This is a genomic window from Klebsiella sp. ZJOU C1 (assembly GCF_035620215.1).
GTDB classification, from domain to species: domain Bacteria; phylum Pseudomonadota; class Gammaproteobacteria; order Enterobacterales; family Enterobacteriaceae; genus Klebsiella; species Klebsiella variicola.
Window position 1 is genome coordinate 5006607 of record NZ_CP141644.1, and the last position, 17296, is coordinate 5023902.

Consider the following 17296-nt stretch of genomic DNA (forward strand, 5'->3'; position numbering starts at 1 on the left):
AGATAACCACTTTCACAATAAACATTTGATTACATCACCTGAACGAATAAAATCTGTCCGCCCGGCGCAGCGTCAACGCGCTTTACCTTTCTATTCACAGGCCAGTCATGACTAACAGCAACCGTATTAAGCTCACATGGATCAGCTTCTTCTCCTACGCCCTGACCGGCGCGTTGGTGATCGTCACCGGGATGGTGATGGGTAACATTGCGGATTATTTCCATCTGCCCGTTTCCAGTATGAGCAACACCTTTACCTTTCTGAACGCCGGTATTCTGATCTCTATCTTCCTCAATGCCTGGCTGATGGAAATCGTGCCGCTGAAAACTCAGCTGCGCTTTGGCTTTATTCTGATGGTGCTGGCGGTGGCCGGCCTGATGCTCAGCCACAGCCTGGCGCTGTTTTCCGCGTCGATGTTCGTTCTCGGCCTGGTGAGCGGGATCACCATGTCGATCGGGACCTTCCTGATCACCCATATGTATGAAGGCCGTCAGCGCGGAGCGCGTCTGCTGTTTACCGACTCCTTCTTTAGCATGGCGGGAATGATTTTCCCGATGGTCGCCGCCGTCCTGCTGGCGCGCAGCATCGAGTGGTACTGGGTCTACGCCTGTATTGGTCTGGTGTATGTCGCCATTTTCGTCCTGACTTTCGGCTGTGATTTTCCGGTGTTGGGCAAAAAAGCGCAGAGCGAAAACAGCCAGCCGGTAGTGAAAGAGAAGTGGGGCATCGGCGTGCTGTTCCTCTCCGTTGCGGCGCTGTGCTACATCCTCGGTCAGCTGGGCTTTATCTCCTGGGTACCGGAATATGCGAAGAGCCTGGGCATGAGCCTCGGGGATGCCGGTAAACTGGTGAGCGATTTCTGGATGTCCTACATGATCGGCATGTGGTCATTCAGCTTCATCCTGCGCTTCTTCGACCTGCAGCGTATCTTAACCGTCCTCGCCGGGCTCGCGACGGTGCTGATGTACCTGTTTATCAATGGTTCCCCGGAGCATATGCCGTGGTTTATTCTGACCCTGGGCTTCTTCTCCAGCGCCATCTACACCTCGATCATTACGCTCGGCTCGCAGCAGACGCGGGTCGCTTCGCCGAAGCTGGTGAACTTTATCCTCACCTGCGGCACCATCGGCACCATGCTCACTTTCGTGGTCACCGGCCCGATTGTGGCTGCCAGCGGTCCACTGGCAGCGCTGCACACCGCTAACGGCCTCTATGCCGTGGTATTCGTGATGTGCTTTATCCTCGGCTTCGTCTCCCGTCACCGCCAGAACAACGCTCAGGCGGCGTCTCACTAAGCCTTCGGCCCCTTTGCGTCCGCAAGGGGGCTGTTCCTCATAAAAGAGAGCTCCTCGCCACCGCGGTCGGTCTGGATCCAGGTTTGCGCCAGCTGGGTGGTCGCGATCACCCTTCCCTGACGAATTGACCAGCGCACAGGCACCTGGCAGCGGACGGCCTCAAAGCCATTCTCCGCCGGGAGAATGATCAGGTTAGCCGGGTTGCCGCTGACAATGCCGTAATCCTCCAGGCCAAACGTGCGGGCGCTGTTGGCGGTGATAAGCTTCAGACCGTCGTTGATCTGCTGGTAGCCCATCAGCTGGCAGACGTGCAGGCCCATATGCAGGACCTGCAGCATATTGCCGGTCCCCAGCGGGTACCACGGGTCAAAGACGTCATCATGACCAAAGCACACGTTGATCCCCGCCGCCATCAGCTCCTTCACCCGGGTAATCCCCCGTCGCTTAGGGTAGTCATCAAACCGGCCCTGCAGATGAATATTCACCAGCGGATTGGCGACAAAGTTGATACCGGAGAGCTTAAGCAGGCGGAACAGGCGCGAGGTATAAGCGCCATTATAGGAGTGCATGGCGGTGGTATGGCTGGCCGTCACCCGCGCCCCTATCCCCGCCTTTAACGCCAGCGCGGCAACGGTTTCAACAAAGCGCGACTGTTCATCGTCAATTTCATCGCAGTGAATATCCAGCGGGCGATCATATTTTTGCGCCAGCCGGAAGGCGATATGCAGCGACTCCACCCCATATTCACGGGTGAACTCAAAATGCGGGATGGCCCCAACAACATCCGCCCCCAGCTTGAGGGCCTCCTCCAGCAGCGCTTCGCCATTGGGGTAAGAGAGGATCCCCTCCTGTGGAAAAGCAACTATCTGCAACTCGACCCATGGCGCGACCTCCCGTTTGACCTCCAGCATCGCCTTCAGCGCCGTTAATGTGGGATCGGAGACGTCGACATGAGTGCGGACAAACTGCACGCCATTGGCGATCTGCCACTTCAGGGTTTTCCACGCCCGGGCTTTGACGTCCTCATGGCTGAGCAGCGCTTTTCGCTCCGCCCAGCGCTCAATCCCCTCGAACAGGGTGCCGGACTGGTTCCAGTGCGGCTCGCCGGCCGTCTGGGTGGTATCCAGGTGGATATGCGGCTCAATAAAAGGCGGGATCGCCAGCCCGCCGCGAGCGTTCAACACCTCGTAGCTTTCGTCGCGCGCCTCGCCCATCGGCGTGATCTCGCCAAAGCGGCCCTTATCAATCGCTATTTGCCACAGGCCGTCGCGGTCTGCCAGGCGTACGTTCTGAATTAACCAAAGCGGCGCTGCTGTCATATCACCTTCTCCATTCAATATGGCTAGTTTTCTGCCCAACCCCAATCGCGGCCCATCCAATTCTTGTACACAAAATCAGCAAAAAGGAAAAGCCAGCGTTTTCCATAACTTAGAAAAATACAGACAAATCAATTATATACCCATTAATTGGTAGGTGAAGTTGTCATTGATTTGCATCAATAAGCCTGATGGCTGAATCGTTAAGGTAGGCGGTAATAGAAAAGAAATCGAGGCAAAAATGAGCAAAGTCAGAATCGCTATCATCGGTAACGGCATGGTTGGCCATCGCTTTATCGAAGAGCTTCTCGATAAGGCGCCTGCCGGACAGTTCGACATTACCGTGTTCTGTGAAGAACCGCGTATCGCCTACGACCGTGTCCACCTGTCGTCTTATTTCTCCCACCATACCGCAGAAGAGCTGTCGCTGGTGCGCGAAGGTTTCTATGAGAAACACGGCGTCAAGGTGCTGGTCGGCGAACGGGCGATCACCATCAACCGCCAGGAGAAGGTGATCCACTCCAGCGCCGGGCGCACCGTGTTCTACGACAAGCTGATTATGGCGACCGGCTCATACCCCTGGATCCCGCCGATTAAAGGCGCGGAAACTCAGGATTGCTTCGTTTATCGCACCATTGAAGATCTTAACGCGATTGAATCCTGCGCCCGTCGCAGCAAACGCGGCGCGGTGGTCGGCGGTGGCCTGCTAGGCCTGGAAGCCGCAGGCGCCCTGAAAAACCTCGGCGTGGAAACCCACGTGATCGAGTTCGCGCCGATGCTGATGGCCGAGCAGCTCGACCAGATGGGCGGCGAGCAGCTGCGGCGCAAAATTGAAAGCATGGGCGTGAAAGTTCACACCAGTAAAAATACCAAAGAGATCGTCCAGCAGGGCACCGAGGCTCGTAAAACCATGCACTTCGCCGACGGTAGCGAGCTGCAGGTCGATTTCATCGTCTTCTCAACCGGGATCCGCCCGCGCGATAAGCTGGCCACCCAGTGCGGGCTGGCAGTCGCCCAGCGCGGCGGCATCATGGTCAACGATAGTTGCCAGACTTCCGACCCGGACATCTACGCCATCGGGGAATGCGCCAGCTGGAACAACCGCGTGTATGGCCTCGTCGCGCCGGGCTACAAAATGGCCCAGGTGGCCGTCGACCATCTCCTCGGCAGTGAAAACAGCTTCACCGGCGCCGACCTCAGCGCCAAGCTGAAGCTGCTGGGCGTGGATGTGGGCGGGATCGGCGATGCCCACGGCCGTACGCCGGGCGCCCTCAGCTACGTCTATCTCGACGAAAGCAAAGAAGTCTACAAACGTCTTATCGTCAGCAAAGACAACAAGACCCTGCTCGGCGCGGTACTGGTCGGCGACACCAGCGATTACGGCAACCTGCTGCAGCTGGTGCTCAACGCTATTGAGTTGCCGGAAAATCCGGATTCGCTGATCCTCCCGGCCCACGCCGGCAGCGGCAAGCCGTCGATCGGCGTCGATAAACTGCCGGACAGCGCGCAGATTTGTTCCTGCTTTGACGTCAGCAAAGGCGACCTGATCGCCGCCATCAACAAAGGCTGCCACACCGTCGCGGCGCTGAAAGCGGAAACCAAAGCCGGTACCGGCTGCGGGGGGTGTATTCCGCTGGTCACCCAGGTGCTCAACGCCGAGCTGGCGAAACAGGGCATCGAGGTCAACAACAACCTGTGTGAACACTTCGCTTACTCCCGCCAGGAGCTGTTCCACCTGATCCGCGTGGAAGGCATTAAAACCTTCGACGAACTGCTGGAAAAACACGGTCAGGGTTATGGCTGCGAGATCTGTAAGCCGACCGTCGGCTCTCTGCTGGCCTCCTGCTGGAATGAGTACATCCTCAAACCGCAGCACACGCCGCTGCAGGACACCAACGACAACTTCCTTGCCAACATTCAGAAAGATGGCACCTACTCGGTGATCCCGCGCTCCGCTGGCGGCGAAATCACGCCGGAAGGGCTGGTCGCCGTGGGCCGCATCGCGCGTGAATTCAATCTGTACACCAAAATCACCGGCTCCCAGCGCATCGGCCTGTTTGGCGCGCAGAAAGACGACCTGCCGGAGATCTGGCGTCAGCTGATTGAAGCGGGCTTCGAAACCGGCCACGCCTACGCCAAAGCGCTGCGGATGGCGAAAACCTGCGTCGGTAGCACCTGGTGCCGCTACGGGGTCGGCGACAGCGTCGGCTTCGGCGTGGAACTGGAAAACCGCTACAAAGGCATCCGCACCCCGCACAAAATGAAGTTCGGCGTCTCCGGCTGCACCCGCGAATGTGCGGAGGCCCAGGGCAAAGACGTGGGGATCATCGCCACCGAGAAAGGCTGGAACCTGTACGTGTGCGGTAATGGCGGGATGAAGCCGCGCCACGCCGATCTGCTGGCCGCGGACCTTGATCGCGAGACGCTGATTAAGTATCTCGACCGCTTTATGATGTTCTACATCCGCACCGCCGATAAGCTGACCCGCACCGCGCCGTGGCTGGACAACATGGAAGGCGGCATCGACTATCTGCGCAGCGTCATCATCGATGACAAGCTGGGCCTGAACGACCATCTGGAAGAGGAGCTGGCTCGCCTGCGCGCCGCCTTCGCCTGCGAGTGGACCGAAACCGTCAACAACCCGGCGGCGCAGACCCGCTTCAAACACTTTATCAACAGCGACCAGCGCGACCCGAACGTACAGGTGGTGCCGGAACGTGACCAGCACCGCCCGGCCACGCCCTATGAGCGCATCCCGGTCACGCTGGTGGAGGAAAACGTATGAGCCAGTGGGTAAACATCTGCAAAATTGACGACATCCTGCCGGCCACCGGCGTCTGCGCGCTGCTCGGCCAGCAGCAGGTGGCGATCTTCCGTCCCTACCAGGACGACAGGGTATTCGCCATCAGCAACATTGACCCGTTCTTCAACGCCAGCGTGCTGTCTCGCGGGATTATCGGCGAACATGACGGCGCGCTATGGGTTGCCAGCCCGCTGAAAAAGCAGCGCTTCCGCCTGAGCGACGGCCTGTGCATGGAAGATGCCAGCCACTCCATCGCCCGCTTCGACGCCCGGGTGAAAGACGGCCAGGTGCAGCTTAAAGCGTAAGTCCTCTTCCTCCCCCCGGCTACGGGGGGAGACATAAGCAACACTTCTGACCGACAACGCATGAGTGCGGGATAAGTCGCATGTTTTGTATTACCTTTGCTGCTATTCTACGACCACGCATTTTCTACCCCTTATTTTCATGAGGTTATTCTGTGGATCACTTACCCATATTCTGCCAGTTGCGCCAGCGGGATTGTTTACTGGTTGGCGGCGGGGATGTCGCCGAACGCAAGGCCCGTCTGCTACTGGATGCTGGCGCAAACGTCACGGTCAATGCGCTCGACTTCACCCCGCAGTTTCAGGTGTGGGCCGATTCACAGATGCTAACCCTGGTGCAGGGTGAGTTTATCCCCTCGCTGCTGGACACCTGCTGGCTGGCCATTGCCGCTACCGATAATGAGACGGTGAACCAGCAGGTCAGCGATGCAGCCGAAGCGCGGCGTATCTTCTGTAACGTGGTGGATGCCCCGCGTCAGGCCAGCTTTATTATGCCATCCATCATCGACCGCTCGCCGCTGATGGTCGCCGTCTCTTCGGGCGGGACATCGCCGGTACTGGCGCGCCTGCTGCGCGAGAAGCTGGAGTCAGTCTTACCCCTGCATCTCGGCCAGCTGGCCCGCTATGCCGGCCATCTGCGCGCGCGCGTTAAGCAGCAGTTTGCCAGCGTGGGCGAACGCCGCCGCTTCTGGGAGAAGCTGTTTGTGAACGACCGGCTGGCGCAGTCGCTGGCCAATGACGATCGGCAGGCGGTGGCGGATACCACCGAGCAGCTGCTGACGGAGCCGTTGGAGCATCGCGGCGAGGTGGTGCTGGTTGGCGCCGGCCCCGGCGACGCCGGGCTGCTCACGCTCAAAGGCCTGCAGCAGATCCAGCAGGCCGACGTGGTGGTTTATGACCGGCTGGTTTCCGACGACATCATGAATCTGGTGCGTCGCGATGCCGACCGGGTGTTCGTCGGCAAACGTTCTGGCTACCACTGCGTCCCGCAGGAGGAGATCAACCAGATCCTGCTGCGTGAAGCGCAAAAAGGAAAACGCGTGGTCCGGCTGAAAGGCGGCGATCCCTTTATCTTTGGCCGCGGAGGGGAAGAGCTGGAAACCCTCTGTGAGGCAGGCATCCCCTTCTCCGTTGTTCCAGGCATCACCGCCGCCTCCGGCTGCTCCGCCTACTCGGGGATCCCGTTAACACACCGCGATTTCGCCCAGGGCGTCCGCCTGGTCACCGGCCACCTGAAAACCGGCGGCGAGCTGGATTGGGCGAACCTGGCGGTGGAGAAGCAAACCCTGGTGTTCTACATGGGCCTGAACCAGGCGCCGGCGATCCGCGAGAAGCTCATTGCTCACGGCATGGCGGAAGATATGCCCGCCGCCATCGTCGAGAACGGCACCGCCGTGTCGCAAAAAGTGGTCAGCGGCACCTTAGGGCAACTGGATATCCTGGCGCAGCAGATGGCTAGTCCGGCGCTGATCATCGTCGGCCGCGTGGTCGGCCTGCGGGATAAACTGAACTGGTTCTCGAACCACTAATCTTCGCCTCCCCCGCGTGGACGACAGACATAAAAAAGGCGGGATAATATCCCGCCTTTTTAGCTGTTGCGTCGCTTACGGCCTGGCGACAAAACCAATCGCTTCGTATACCGCTTTCAGGGTCTGAGATGCGCGCGCGCTGGCTTTCTCTGCGCCGTCTTTCATTACCTGGTTGAGAAACGCTTCGTCGTTACGGAAACGGTGATAGCGCTCCTGCAGCTCAGTCAGCATGCCCGACACCGCTTCAGCGACTTCGCCTTTCAGGTGGCCATACATTTTGCCTTCAAAATGCTGCTCCAGCTCAGGAATGGTTTTCCCGGTGACCGCGGAGAGGATATCCAGCAGGTTGGAGACACCCGCTTTTTCTTTCAGGTCGTAGCGTACCACCGGCGGCTCGTCGGAGTCGGTCACCGCGCGTTTGATCTTCTTGACCACCGATTTCGGATCTTCCAGCAGGCCGATGACGTTGTTGCGGTTGTCGTCGGACTTGGACATCTTCCTGGTCGGCTCCAGCAGCGACATCACGCGTGCGCCGGACTTCGGAATAAACGGCTCAGGCACTTTAAAGACATCGCCATAGATGGCGTTAAAACGCTGGGCGATATCGCGGCTCAGTTCCAGGTGCTGTTTCTGATCTTCCCCTACCGGAACCTGGTTGGTCTGATACAGCAGAATGTCAGCGGCCATCAGTACCGGGTAATCAAACAGACCGGCGTTGATGTTTTCCGCGTAGCGTGCGGACTTGTCTTTAAACTGGGTCATGCGGCTCAGTTCGCCGAAATAGGTGTAGCAGTTCAGCGCCCAGCCTAACTGGGCGTGTTCCGGCACGTGCGACTGAACGAAGATGGTGCTTTTTTGCGGATCGATGCCGCAGGCCAGATACAGCGCCAGGGTATCCAGGGTCGCCTTGCGCAGCTGCTGCGGATCCTGGCGCACGGTAATGGCGTGTTGGTCCACGATGCAATAGATGCAGTGGTAATCGTCCTGCATGTTTACCCACTGACGCAGCGCACCCATGTAGTTGCCAATGGTCAGTTCACCTGAGGGCTGTGCGCCACTAAAAACGATGGGCTTAGTCATGTTTCAATTCCTGAGTTTCACTGTGCGGTAACCCGAGAGCGGGTAAGAGTTCATTAAACTGGTCGAAGAGATAGTCCGGCTCGCTCAGCGCAAGCGGTTCGCCATAGTTATAACCGTAGGTCAGGCCGACAGAGCAGCAGCCTGCCGCTTTGGCCGCCTGAATATCATTGCGCGAATCGCCGACGAACAGCAGCTCGGCAGGAGCCAGAGAGAGCTTTTCCGCCACCAGCAGCAGCGGTTCCGGATGCGGCTTTTTGTTCTGCACGTCATCGCCGCCAATCACCACGGTAAAATATTTCGCGATATCGAGCGCGTCCAGCAGCGGGGCGACAAACGGCGTCGGCTTATTGGTGACCAGCGCCAGCGGCAGGCCTTTGGCATGCAGCGCGCCGAGCGTATCGGCCACCGCCGGGAACAGGAAGCTACCCTCTTCCGCCGTTTCGGCGTAATAGCGGTCAAACAGTTTACGCAAAATGCGCAGCTGTTCGTCTTGCGGAATATCATGATCGTCGACGGAAGGCTTACCCATCGCCGCCCGTAACGTCGCACGCTCCTGACGAGCCCAGGTCAGCGCCCGCTCCATCAGGACATCGGCGCCGTTGCCGATCCAGGTGACAACGCGTTCTTCTCCCGCCACCGGCAACTCCAGGGCGTAGAGGGCGTTATCAACCGCCGAGGTTAGACCCGGCGCACTGTCCACCAGCGTGCCGTCGAGATCAAACGCGATGCCGCGGATCGCCTGTAATTTATCCATGACTCACCTTCGCTAATTCACTACGCATTTGATCAATCACTTTCTTGTAGTCCGGCTGACCGAAGATCGCCGAACCGGCAACAAACATATCCGCACCCGCCGCGGCGATTTCGCCAATATTGCTGGCTTTCACGCCGCCATCCACTTCCAGGCGAATATCGTAGCCAGAAGCATCGATGCGCTGGCGTACTTCACGCAGTTTATCCAGCGTCTGGGGAATAAAGGACTGGCCGCCAAAGCCCGGGTTAACCGACATCAGCAGGATCACGTCCAGCTTATCCATCACGTAATCGAGGTAGCTCAGGGACGTCGCCGGGTTAAACACCAGGCCCGCTTTACAGCCGTGCTCTTTAATCAGCTGCAGGCTGCGATCGACGTGTTCGGAGGCTTCAGGATGGAAGGTGATGATGCTGGCGCCGGCTTCGGCAAAATCAGGAATGATGCGGTCGACCGGCTTTACCATCAGGTGGACGTCGATTGGCGCGGTAATACCGTAATTGCGCAGCGACTTCAGCACCATCGGGCCAATCGTCAGATTCGGCACGTAGTGGTTGTCCATGACGTCGAAGTGCACGACATCCGCACCCGCCGCCAGCGCCTTCGCGGTATCCTCACCCAGACGGGCAAAATCAGCTGACAGAATCGAAGGGGCAATCAAATACTGCTTCATCCGCATCTCCTTGAAATTTATTTGGTCTTAGGCGGACGGTAGAGCGCTAACAGCTCATCCACCTTTTTACGCGTACCACCGTTGCTGCTGATGCTGCGCCGAACCTTCACAATATGTGTTTCTGCCGCGTTTTTATACCATTCCTGCGTCAACGGTGTGCGGTGGTTGGAAATCAGCACCGGGATCCGCTTTTTCATCAGCGATTCCGCCTTTTGCGCCAGCAGTACCTGTTGTTCCAGATTGAAGCTGTTGGTGTGGTAGGCGGTAAAGTTCGCCGTCGCCGTCAGCGGCGCATAGGGTGGATCGCAATATACCACCGCGCGGCTATCTGCACGTTGCATGCACTCTTCATACGATTCGCAGTAAAACTCGGCGTTTTGTGCTTTCTCGGCGAAATGATAGAGCTCTGCCTCGGGGAAATAGGGCTTTTTATAGCGGCCAAACGGCACATTAAACTCGCCGCGCAGATTGTAGCGACACAGGCCGTTGTAGCCGTGGCGATTCAGATACAGGAACAGCACCGCGCGACGCAGCGGATCCTGGCTTTGGTTGAATTCATCACGATACTGGTAGTAGCGCTCAGCGACGTTGTTTTCCGGGACAAACATCTCACGCGCAGCGGCGACGTATTCGTCGGTACGCAATTTAACGATGTTGTACAGGCCAATTAAGTCACTGTTGATATCCGCGAGGATATAACGAGAAAAGTCGGTATTGAGAAATACCGACCCGGCGCCCACAAAGGGCTCGATTAAGCACTCGCCTTCCGGCAAATGCTTTTTAATATCGTCAAGCAGGGGGTACTTCCCCCCTGCCCACTTCAGAAAAGCGCGATTCTTTTTCATGCTGCCTAACTAATTACACGTTCTCCGGCTGTGGAGAAAGCTCCGACAGCATCCTGCGCTTAAGACTACCCCACGGCATTATTTCAGGTCAGCCTGTACCTGATGCAGTGGTTTTGCCCATGGATTTTTCGCCTGCACGTCCGCCGGCAGCGAGGTGACAGCGCGTTTCGCTTCTTCTTTCGAAGCATAGATACCGCTCACCAGCACGTACCACGGTTGGCCGTTACGCGACGTTTCATAGACAACATATCTATCCAGCTTCTCTTTCTTCGCCCAGTTGTTCAGGTTGTCGTAGTTAGAGGAGCTGCTGAGCTGCAGGGTATAGTTACCCGACGGCGCAGATTTCATTGAGCTCACGTCACCTGCCGTTTTACCGCTCTTCGCGGCTGGCGCTGCCGTTGCGGCTGGCGCGGCAGTGGTGGTGGACGCTGTTGCTACCGGTTTGCTCTGCGCTGTTGCCACCGGTTTGCTTTCGGTTACGGTGGTTTTCGCCGGGGCGGTAGTCGCCGCGCTTTCAACATGCTTCGGCTGAACCGGCTTCGTTTCTACCGGCGCTTTTGCCACGGCCTGAGGCTTCGTCTGCGGCTTCGCTTCGATAACGGTGTGCTTACGCTCTGCCGGACGCGGCGTTGCAGCCGTCTGACGCTCGGTCGCCTGGCGCGGCGCCGCAGTGCTATTGGCGCCATTACGGATCGGCGCGACGGTTGCCGGTTCAGTTGGCAGCGTCGAGTTAGCCACGGCGCCGTCCAGCTGGCCCTGCTGCTGGGTCAGCGCATTGTTCAGATCGCCCTGAACTTCAATACGCTGCTGGCCCTGCGGCTCTGATACTGCCTGGCCCTGCGTCGGGTTCGCGGCAATAGGCGGAACCGTTACGTCCTGCTGTGGGGTGGTGTTGGCCGCAGCAGTCTGATCCTGACCGGCAGCAGGCGTGCTGGTGGACTGATCGTCAGACAGATTAATGCTCTTCTCGCCGGTAGCGGTCTGCTGGCTGGACGAGGATGGCGATTTCAGCGCAGAACCAATACCCACGATTAACAGCAGCAGCACCAGAATCCCCACGCCCATCATGATGTATTGACGGGAGGCAGGTTTGGCCGGCGCTTTTTTACGCTTGCGCGGACGACGCTCTACAGGCTGCTCTTCGAGCAGTTCCTCGTCTTCCGCATCCAGTTCTTCTTCGAACTCTTCCTCTTCACGCTCGCGACGGGCCTTACCGGCGCGCGTCGGACGGCCTTCATCGGCATCAAGATCGACGTCGTCAAAATTGATCTGCGGATCGGCATCACGCTCGGAAGACTGACGGGAACGACCAGCACGACGATCGTTGCGATCGGCTTTCATATCGTCTTCTGGTTTGAAATCATCCATTTAACACCCCACTAAAAGGCTTATGCTCACGATTATTGCACATCACCCGAAATGATAACGCCGCGCGAACGCGGCCAGACCTTCTTATTGTTGCGCCTGCTGAGTATCAGCAATCGCGCCAAGAACCACATCGTGCGGCACTCCGCCGCGCAGCTCGCTGCTTCCTATTGCGAGCGGGAGCACCAGCCGCATGTCGCCCGCCAGTACTTTTTTATCGCGCATCATATGGGGCAAATACGCCTGCGCACTCATCTCCTGCGGGCCGCGTACCGGTAAGCCTGCACGCTTGAGCAGATCGATAATGCGCTGTGTATCCTGCGCGCGGAACTGCCCCAGCCGTTCGGACGTATGCGCCGCCATCACCATACCTGCCGCCACCGCTTCGCCGTGCAGCCAGTTACCGTAGCCCATTTCCGCCTCGATAGCATGGCCGAAGGTATGTCCAAGATTGAGTAAAGCACGTAACCCGGTTTCACGCTCGTCGGCAGCCACAACTTCCGCTTTCAGCTCACAGCAACGGCGAATACAGTACGCCATCGCTTTTTCATCCAGCGCCAGCAGCGCATCAATGTTGTTTTCCAGCCAGCTGAAGAATTCGCCGTCGAGGATCACACCGTACTTGATGACCTCAGCCAGTCCGGAAGCGAGTTCACGCGCCGGGAGGGTCTTCAGACAGTTAAGATCAACCACCACCGAAACCGGCTGCCAGAAGGCGCCAATCATATTTTTGCCGAGAGGATGGTTCACTGCGGTTTTGCCGCCGACCGACGAATCGACCTGTGACAGCAGAGTGGTAGGGACCTGGATAAAACGCACCCCGCGCTGATAGCTTGCCGCGGCGAAACCGGTTAAATCACCGATTACGCCACCGCCAAGCGCCACCAGCGTGGTGTCGCGGCCATGCGGTTTTTGCAACAGCGCGGTAAAAACAGTATCCATCACCGCCAGGCTTTTATACTGCTCGCCATCGGGCAGGATCACGCTGTCAACGTTGACCCCTGCCTGCTCCAGCACAGAGCGGACGGTATCCAGATAAAGCGGCGCCAGCGTTTCGTTGGTGACCAGCATAGCCTGGTCGCCCGACTTGAGTGGCAGGAAGGAAGCTGGATCGTTAAACAAACCAGCCGCGATGGTAATCGGGTAACTACGTTCCCCGAGGGTAACAGTAAGCCTCTCCATAACGCGACGTCCACCTCAGTGACTTTTACTCTGACGCACTTTTATTAAGCCAGAATCAATTGCTTTCCAGCATATGAATAATCTGGTTCGCGACGACTTTCGCACTCTGATCGTCTGTGCGGATAGTCACATCGGCGATCTCTTCATACAGCGGGTTACGCTCGTCAGCCAGCGCTTCCAGCACTTCACGAGGCGGCGCATCGACTTGTAGCAAAGGACGCTTTTTATCGCGCTGCGTACGGGCCAACTGCTTCTCGATTGTCGTTTCCAGGTAGACCACCACGCCGCGGGCGGAGAGACGGTTACGCGTTTCACGGGATTTTACAGAGCCGCCGCCAGTCGCCAGCACAATCCCCTGTTTTTCCGTCAACTCATTGATAATTTTTTCTTCACGGTCGCGGAAGCCTTCTTCGCCTTCAACATCGAAGACCCAGCCCACATCAGCGCCAGTGCGTTTCTCAATTTCTTGATCGGAATCGTAAAATTCCATGTTGAGCTGTTGGGCTAACTGGCGCCCAATAGTGCTTTTGCCGGCACCCATAGGCCCAACCAGAAAGATATTGCGTTTCTCTGCCATTTTTTCGGTACTACTAAGACTATTCGTTAATGATAAACCCGCTTCGCAGACACCCAGCGCCGCAGGGCATGAACTGAAACCTCATATGCAATAGAGCGAGAGTCAGACTAAAAATTATCTCAATACTCCGGCTGGTTTGGCAACTGAATAAAATCGCCGGACAATAAAGGGAGGATTGATGTCGTACCCGACTCTCAAATCGGTACCCCTTGTATGCTAAATCCGTCCTCACGTCAAACACCTGAAACGTGTTTAGCATGAAAAACCTGCTTAACGTACCGCCAGAATCCGTGGCGTAATAAAGACAACCAGTTCACGGCGTTCATTATCTTTCCCGTCGCGACGAAACAGACGCCCCAGCACCGGGATATCGCCAAGCAGCGGGACGCTGTCGCGGGCGGTTTTGTTTTTCTGCGAAAAGATGCCGCCCAACGCTAACGTCTCGCCGCTGCGAACTTCCACCAGGGTTTCTATCTCCTGTTTATCGATGGCCAGCGCCTCGCCATTATCCTGCTTCAGCACCTGACCCGGCGTATTTTCGCTGATCCTCAGCTTCAGCCGCACTCTTCCCTGCTGCAGCACCGTCGGCGTCACCTCCATGCCCAGCACGGCCTCTTTAAACTCCACCGACGTGGCGCCGCTTTCACCGCTGGAAACCTGATAGGGGATCTCGCTCCCCTGCTTGATGCTGGCGGGCTGCATATGCGAGGCCAGCAAACGAGGGCTGGCGATAATATCGACCTGCTGCTTGCGCTCCAGCGCGGAAAGTTCCAGTTCGAGTAAGCGACCGTTAATCTTGCCGATGTTAAACCCCGCACGGGTGCTGGCATCGTTCACCGACATATCGCTGCTCAGGGTGGTAATTTGTCCTGATCCCGGCGAGCCTCCGGCCTCCGCCAGCCGCCACTTCACCCCCAGCTCGCGAAGGCTGGTTTCGCTCATCGACACGATATGAGCGGCCAGCTCCACCTGTCCGACGGGCAAATCCATCTCCTGCGCCCAGGCTTTCAATGCCGGCAGATGCCGGGCATCATCGCGGATCAGCAGCCGGTTGGTCCGTTTGTCCGCCATCAGGTGCCCCCTGGCGCTCAGCAACTTACCGCCCGTTTTAGCCAGCTCCTCGGCATCGGCATAGTGCAGGGTCACGTTCTCGGCCTGCAGGGGCAGGTTCTGCAGGCGTTTCTCCTGTTCCGCTTCACGCTGCGCCTGATTCGCCTTTTGCCAGGCCTGGGTATGCGCGTAGATGACCGTCCCCTGCTGTTGCAAAGAGAGGCCTGCGCTATCCGCCACCGCCCGCAGCGCCTGGGTCCAGGGGACCGTTTGCAGATGCAGGGAGAGCGTACCGCTAACGTCCGGCGCCACAACAAGGTTCTTGTGGTTCATTTCGGCCAGCGCTTGCAGCACATGAGCCACCGGCGCGTCATCAACCACTAGCGAAATTGTCTTTTCATTTCGGGCGGCGCCCGCCGCCAGCGGCAGCAGCAGAAGCAGTAGGCTTATCCATCGCATCATATTGTTTCCCTTCACGTTGCCAGCGCCACGCTGGCGGTTCACACCCCGCAGGCGTGGCGATCTCCAACTCACCGGTCGTCAGCCGGCTCACCCGCCAGCCCGTGGGCAATTGATCATCCATGCGCACCCGCCGCCATTTGCCGCTCCCGTCCTGCAGAAACCCCGCCCAGCCTGCGCCATCCCCGGCCGCGCCGCCATAGCGCCATTGTGATAACTGCGCCGTGCGGCAGGGATCCTCTACCGGCTGAAAAGGATCGCGCTCGGCCGCCAGCAGCGACAGCGGCAGCCACAGTAAAGCCCAGCGTTTACGTCCCATCTTCCGCCTCCAGTTGCAAACGCAGGCGGAGCACCTGCGCCTCACGCTCCAGCGAGAACGATCGCGGGTTCATCCCGCAGCGCGCCAGCCAGGAAAAAAACGCGGGCAGCGTCTGCCAGGGCAGGGTCAGCTCCATCTCGCCCCCGCTTCCCTGAGGTCGCCAGGCGATAAGCTTCACCCCGGCAAGCGGAATGGCTATCGGCGAAAACGGCTGCTTGTCGATGCGCCCTCCGGGTGTTTCACCGGCAGGCATGCGCAATGCCATCACCCGGCGCCACTGCGTTTGCAGGACGGGGTCGCGGGACACTGCCGCCAGCGGCGGCCCGGCAGCGCACCAGAGCGTAACGCCGAAGCCCAGCCCCCCCATCGCGAGCAGGGCCAGCAGCACCGCCTGGCTGCGCCGGATGCTAATCCACATCGGCACGCTCTTCTGCGAGGGTAAAACTGAACTGCCAGCGTCCCTCGGCGTCGCGCTGCGTTCCGCCCGCTTTTGCCGGCGCGAATCCCGCCACATTGGTCAGAATGCGCTCCAGTCCGGCCAGCGCCTGCAGGTTGAGGGCCAGGCCGTTCACGGTCAGAACCGCGCCCTGGTAATCCAGCCGCGTCAGCCACGCCTGCGCGGGCAGATCTGCCGCCAGCGCCAGCAGCCTGGGTTGCCAGGCGGCGATCGCCGCTCTACGCCGTTGCTGTTGACGATGACGCTGGTGCTGCTGCCACGCCTCGCGCATTGGAAGCTCGCGCTGTTTAAGCGAGGCGAGCAACTGCGCGTCGGCCGTCGCGTGGAGTGTCGCCAGGGCGAGATGCTGCAGACGGACCGTGCGACATACCTGCAGGATCATCAATCCCAGCAGCATAATGCCGGTAGCAATCAGCAGGATGAAGCGCAGGCGCTGGCGCCGCCGCAGGTCGCGCCAGGGGAGAAGATTAACGGCATGCGTCATGGTGTTCACTCCCCAGCGCCAGCCCAAGGGCGATAGCGTAGCGATCGCCATCGACCGGCAGAGGAGGCTGCCGGCGGTGAATGACCTGCCAGACATCTAAGTTGCTGGCCTCGTCGCCAGCGTCAGCGCACAGACGCAAAGGAACCTGAAGCTGCTCCGCCAGCTGGCTTAACGACTTCACCTCATCGCAGGTGACACAACCCCAGGCCTCCTGCGTCGCCCATAGCCAGTGATTTTCATCCCGCCACGCGAGGCCCTGCGACTGCGGGTTCAGCAAGGGGACAAACGCGCCGAGCGCGCTGGCATCCGGCACGATGGCCGCTACCCGCAGTCGTAGCCGTCCTGCCAGCGCCCGCAGGACATTGATGTCCAGCCGCTGCGCCGCCGTGACCTGCCAACCGCCATCCCGCGAGGTGGGAGCATAATCAATGCTTAAGGAGGCGGCGGGCATCGCCAGTTGCTGGGTCATCGCGCTGGCTATCCACGTCGCCTGTTCACGATCCCGCAGGGCGAACTGGGGATAAGGCAGGCGCTTTTGCAGCGTGCGAACGGCGGGGAAAGCGATACTGACCTGATGCTGCACCGGTAGCTCCCGCCGCCAGGCGCTAAGCTGTGCGCCAAGGGCGCTGACGTCCACCACCATCCCCTGCCGTACCAGGCCTGGCGGCAGCGGAATACGCCACCAGCGGCGCAGCGCCCAGTGTGAGCGTTCATGCAATAGCGCGACAATGGCGATGCTATCCTGCTGGATATGCATCCCGATCCGCCAGTTTCTGAAAGCCATGCTTACGATCTCCTTATCCGGCAAA

The 17296-nt window shown here is 58.8% G+C and carries 17 protein-coding genes; 4 read left to right on the plus strand and 13 right to left on the minus strand.

Annotated elements, in window-relative coordinates; all coding sequences use genetic code 11:
- Window positions 1-107 precede the first annotated feature (107 nt).
- Entirely contained in the window at window positions 108-1295 is a 1188-nt protein-coding gene (tsgA, locus tag SPE70_RS24155) for an MFS transporter TsgA (RefSeq protein ID WP_002920240.1), read from the plus strand.
- Here tsgA and SPE70_RS24160 read toward each other — a convergent pair.
- Window positions 1292-2614, minus strand: coding sequence for a cytosine deaminase (locus tag SPE70_RS24160; RefSeq protein WP_012540421.1), 1323 nt, complete (start codon window positions 2612-2614; stop codon window positions 1292-1294). The genes tsgA and SPE70_RS24160 overlap by 4 nt on opposite strands.
- A 238-nt stretch (window positions 2615-2852) precedes the next feature.
- Between SPE70_RS24160 and nirB the strand changes: the two genes are divergently transcribed.
- The 3 genes from nirB to cysG all read left to right on the plus strand — a co-directional run bounded on the left by nirB (window position 2853) and on the right by cysG (window position 7245).
- Complete coding sequence (nirB, locus tag SPE70_RS24165; RefSeq protein ID WP_324726417.1) at window positions 2853-5396, plus strand: nitrite reductase large subunit NirB; 2544 nt, start codon at window positions 2853-2855, stop codon at window positions 5394-5396.
- The gene (gene nirD / locus SPE70_RS24170; RefSeq protein WP_022065526.1) at window positions 5393-5719 is read left to right on the plus strand and encodes a nitrite reductase small subunit NirD; all 327 of its coding nucleotides are present in this window, start codon (window positions 5393-5395) and stop codon (window positions 5717-5719) included. The genes nirB and nirD overlap by 4 nt, the downstream gene beginning before the upstream one ends.
- 152 nt (window positions 5720-5871) lie before the next feature.
- Window positions 5872-7245: a siroheme synthase CysG gene (cysG, locus tag SPE70_RS24175; protein WP_012967144.1), complete on the plus strand. Its 1374-nt coding sequence runs from the start codon at window positions 5872-5874 to the stop codon at window positions 7243-7245.
- Between the two features lie 75 nt (window positions 7246-7320).
- Here cysG and trpS read toward each other — a convergent pair whose 3' ends face one another.
- The 12 genes from trpS to SPE70_RS24235 form a co-directional block, all read right to left on the minus strand.
- Complete coding sequence (trpS, locus tag SPE70_RS24180) at window positions 7321-8325, minus strand: tryptophan--tRNA ligase (RefSeq protein WP_008807022.1); 1005 nt, start codon at window positions 8323-8325, stop codon at window positions 7321-7323.
- The gene (gene gph, locus SPE70_RS24185; RefSeq protein ID WP_012540418.1) at window positions 8318-9079 is read right to left on the minus strand and encodes a phosphoglycolate phosphatase; all 762 of its coding nucleotides are present in this window, start codon (window positions 9077-9079) and stop codon (window positions 8318-8320) included. Before gph ends, trpS begins: the two co-directional genes overlap by 8 nt.
- A complete protein-coding gene (gene rpe, locus SPE70_RS24190) occupies window positions 9072-9749 on the minus strand; it encodes a ribulose-phosphate 3-epimerase (RefSeq protein WP_008807020.1) in 678 nt (225 codons plus the stop codon). Before rpe ends, gph begins: the two co-directional genes overlap by 8 nt.
- 17 nt (window positions 9750-9766) lie before the next feature.
- On the minus strand, window positions 9767-10594 hold the full coding sequence (gene dam, locus SPE70_RS24195; RefSeq protein ID WP_008807019.1) for an adenine-specific DNA-methyltransferase: 828 nt from the start codon (window positions 10592-10594) through the stop codon (window positions 9767-9769).
- A 78-nt stretch (window positions 10595-10672) separates the two neighbouring features.
- The gene (gene damX, locus SPE70_RS24200; protein WP_043875344.1) at window positions 10673-11962 is read right to left on the minus strand and encodes a cell division protein DamX; all 1290 of its coding nucleotides are present in this window, start codon (window positions 11960-11962) and stop codon (window positions 10673-10675) included.
- Window positions 11963-12046: 84 nt separating this feature from the next.
- The gene (aroB, locus tag SPE70_RS24205) at window positions 12047-13141 is read right to left on the minus strand and encodes a 3-dehydroquinate synthase (RefSeq protein ID WP_008807017.1); all 1095 of its coding nucleotides are present in this window, start codon (window positions 13139-13141) and stop codon (window positions 12047-12049) included.
- 55 nt (window positions 13142-13196) lie between these two features.
- Entirely contained in the window at window positions 13197-13718 is a 522-nt protein-coding gene (aroK, locus tag SPE70_RS24210) for a shikimate kinase AroK (RefSeq protein WP_002920267.1), read from the minus strand.
- 270 nt (window positions 13719-13988) lie between these two features.
- Window positions 13989-15230: a DNA uptake porin HofQ gene (gene hofQ / locus SPE70_RS24215; RefSeq protein WP_032691266.1), complete on the minus strand. Its 1242-nt coding sequence runs from the start codon at window positions 15228-15230 to the stop codon at window positions 13989-13991.
- The gene (locus SPE70_RS24220; RefSeq protein ID WP_064170661.1) at window positions 15166-15546 is read right to left on the minus strand and encodes a HofP DNA utilization family protein; all 381 of its coding nucleotides are present in this window, start codon (window positions 15544-15546) and stop codon (window positions 15166-15168) included. The genes hofQ and SPE70_RS24220 overlap by 65 nt, the downstream gene beginning before the upstream one ends.
- On the minus strand, window positions 15536-15964 hold the full coding sequence (locus tag SPE70_RS24225; protein ID WP_038421865.1) for a HofO family protein: 429 nt from the start codon (window positions 15962-15964) through the stop codon (window positions 15536-15538). The genes SPE70_RS24220 and SPE70_RS24225 overlap by 11 nt, the downstream gene beginning before the upstream one ends.
- Window positions 15954-16487: a PilN domain-containing protein gene (locus SPE70_RS24230; RefSeq protein ID WP_012540413.1), complete on the minus strand. Its 534-nt coding sequence runs from the start codon at window positions 16485-16487 to the stop codon at window positions 15954-15956. The genes SPE70_RS24225 and SPE70_RS24230 overlap by 11 nt, the downstream gene beginning before the upstream one ends.
- Complete coding sequence (locus tag SPE70_RS24235) at window positions 16471-17271, minus strand: type IV pilus biogenesis protein PilM (RefSeq protein WP_038421867.1); 801 nt, start codon at window positions 17269-17271, stop codon at window positions 16471-16473. Before SPE70_RS24235 ends, SPE70_RS24230 begins: the two co-directional genes overlap by 17 nt.
- Window positions 17272-17296 lie beyond the last annotated feature (25 nt).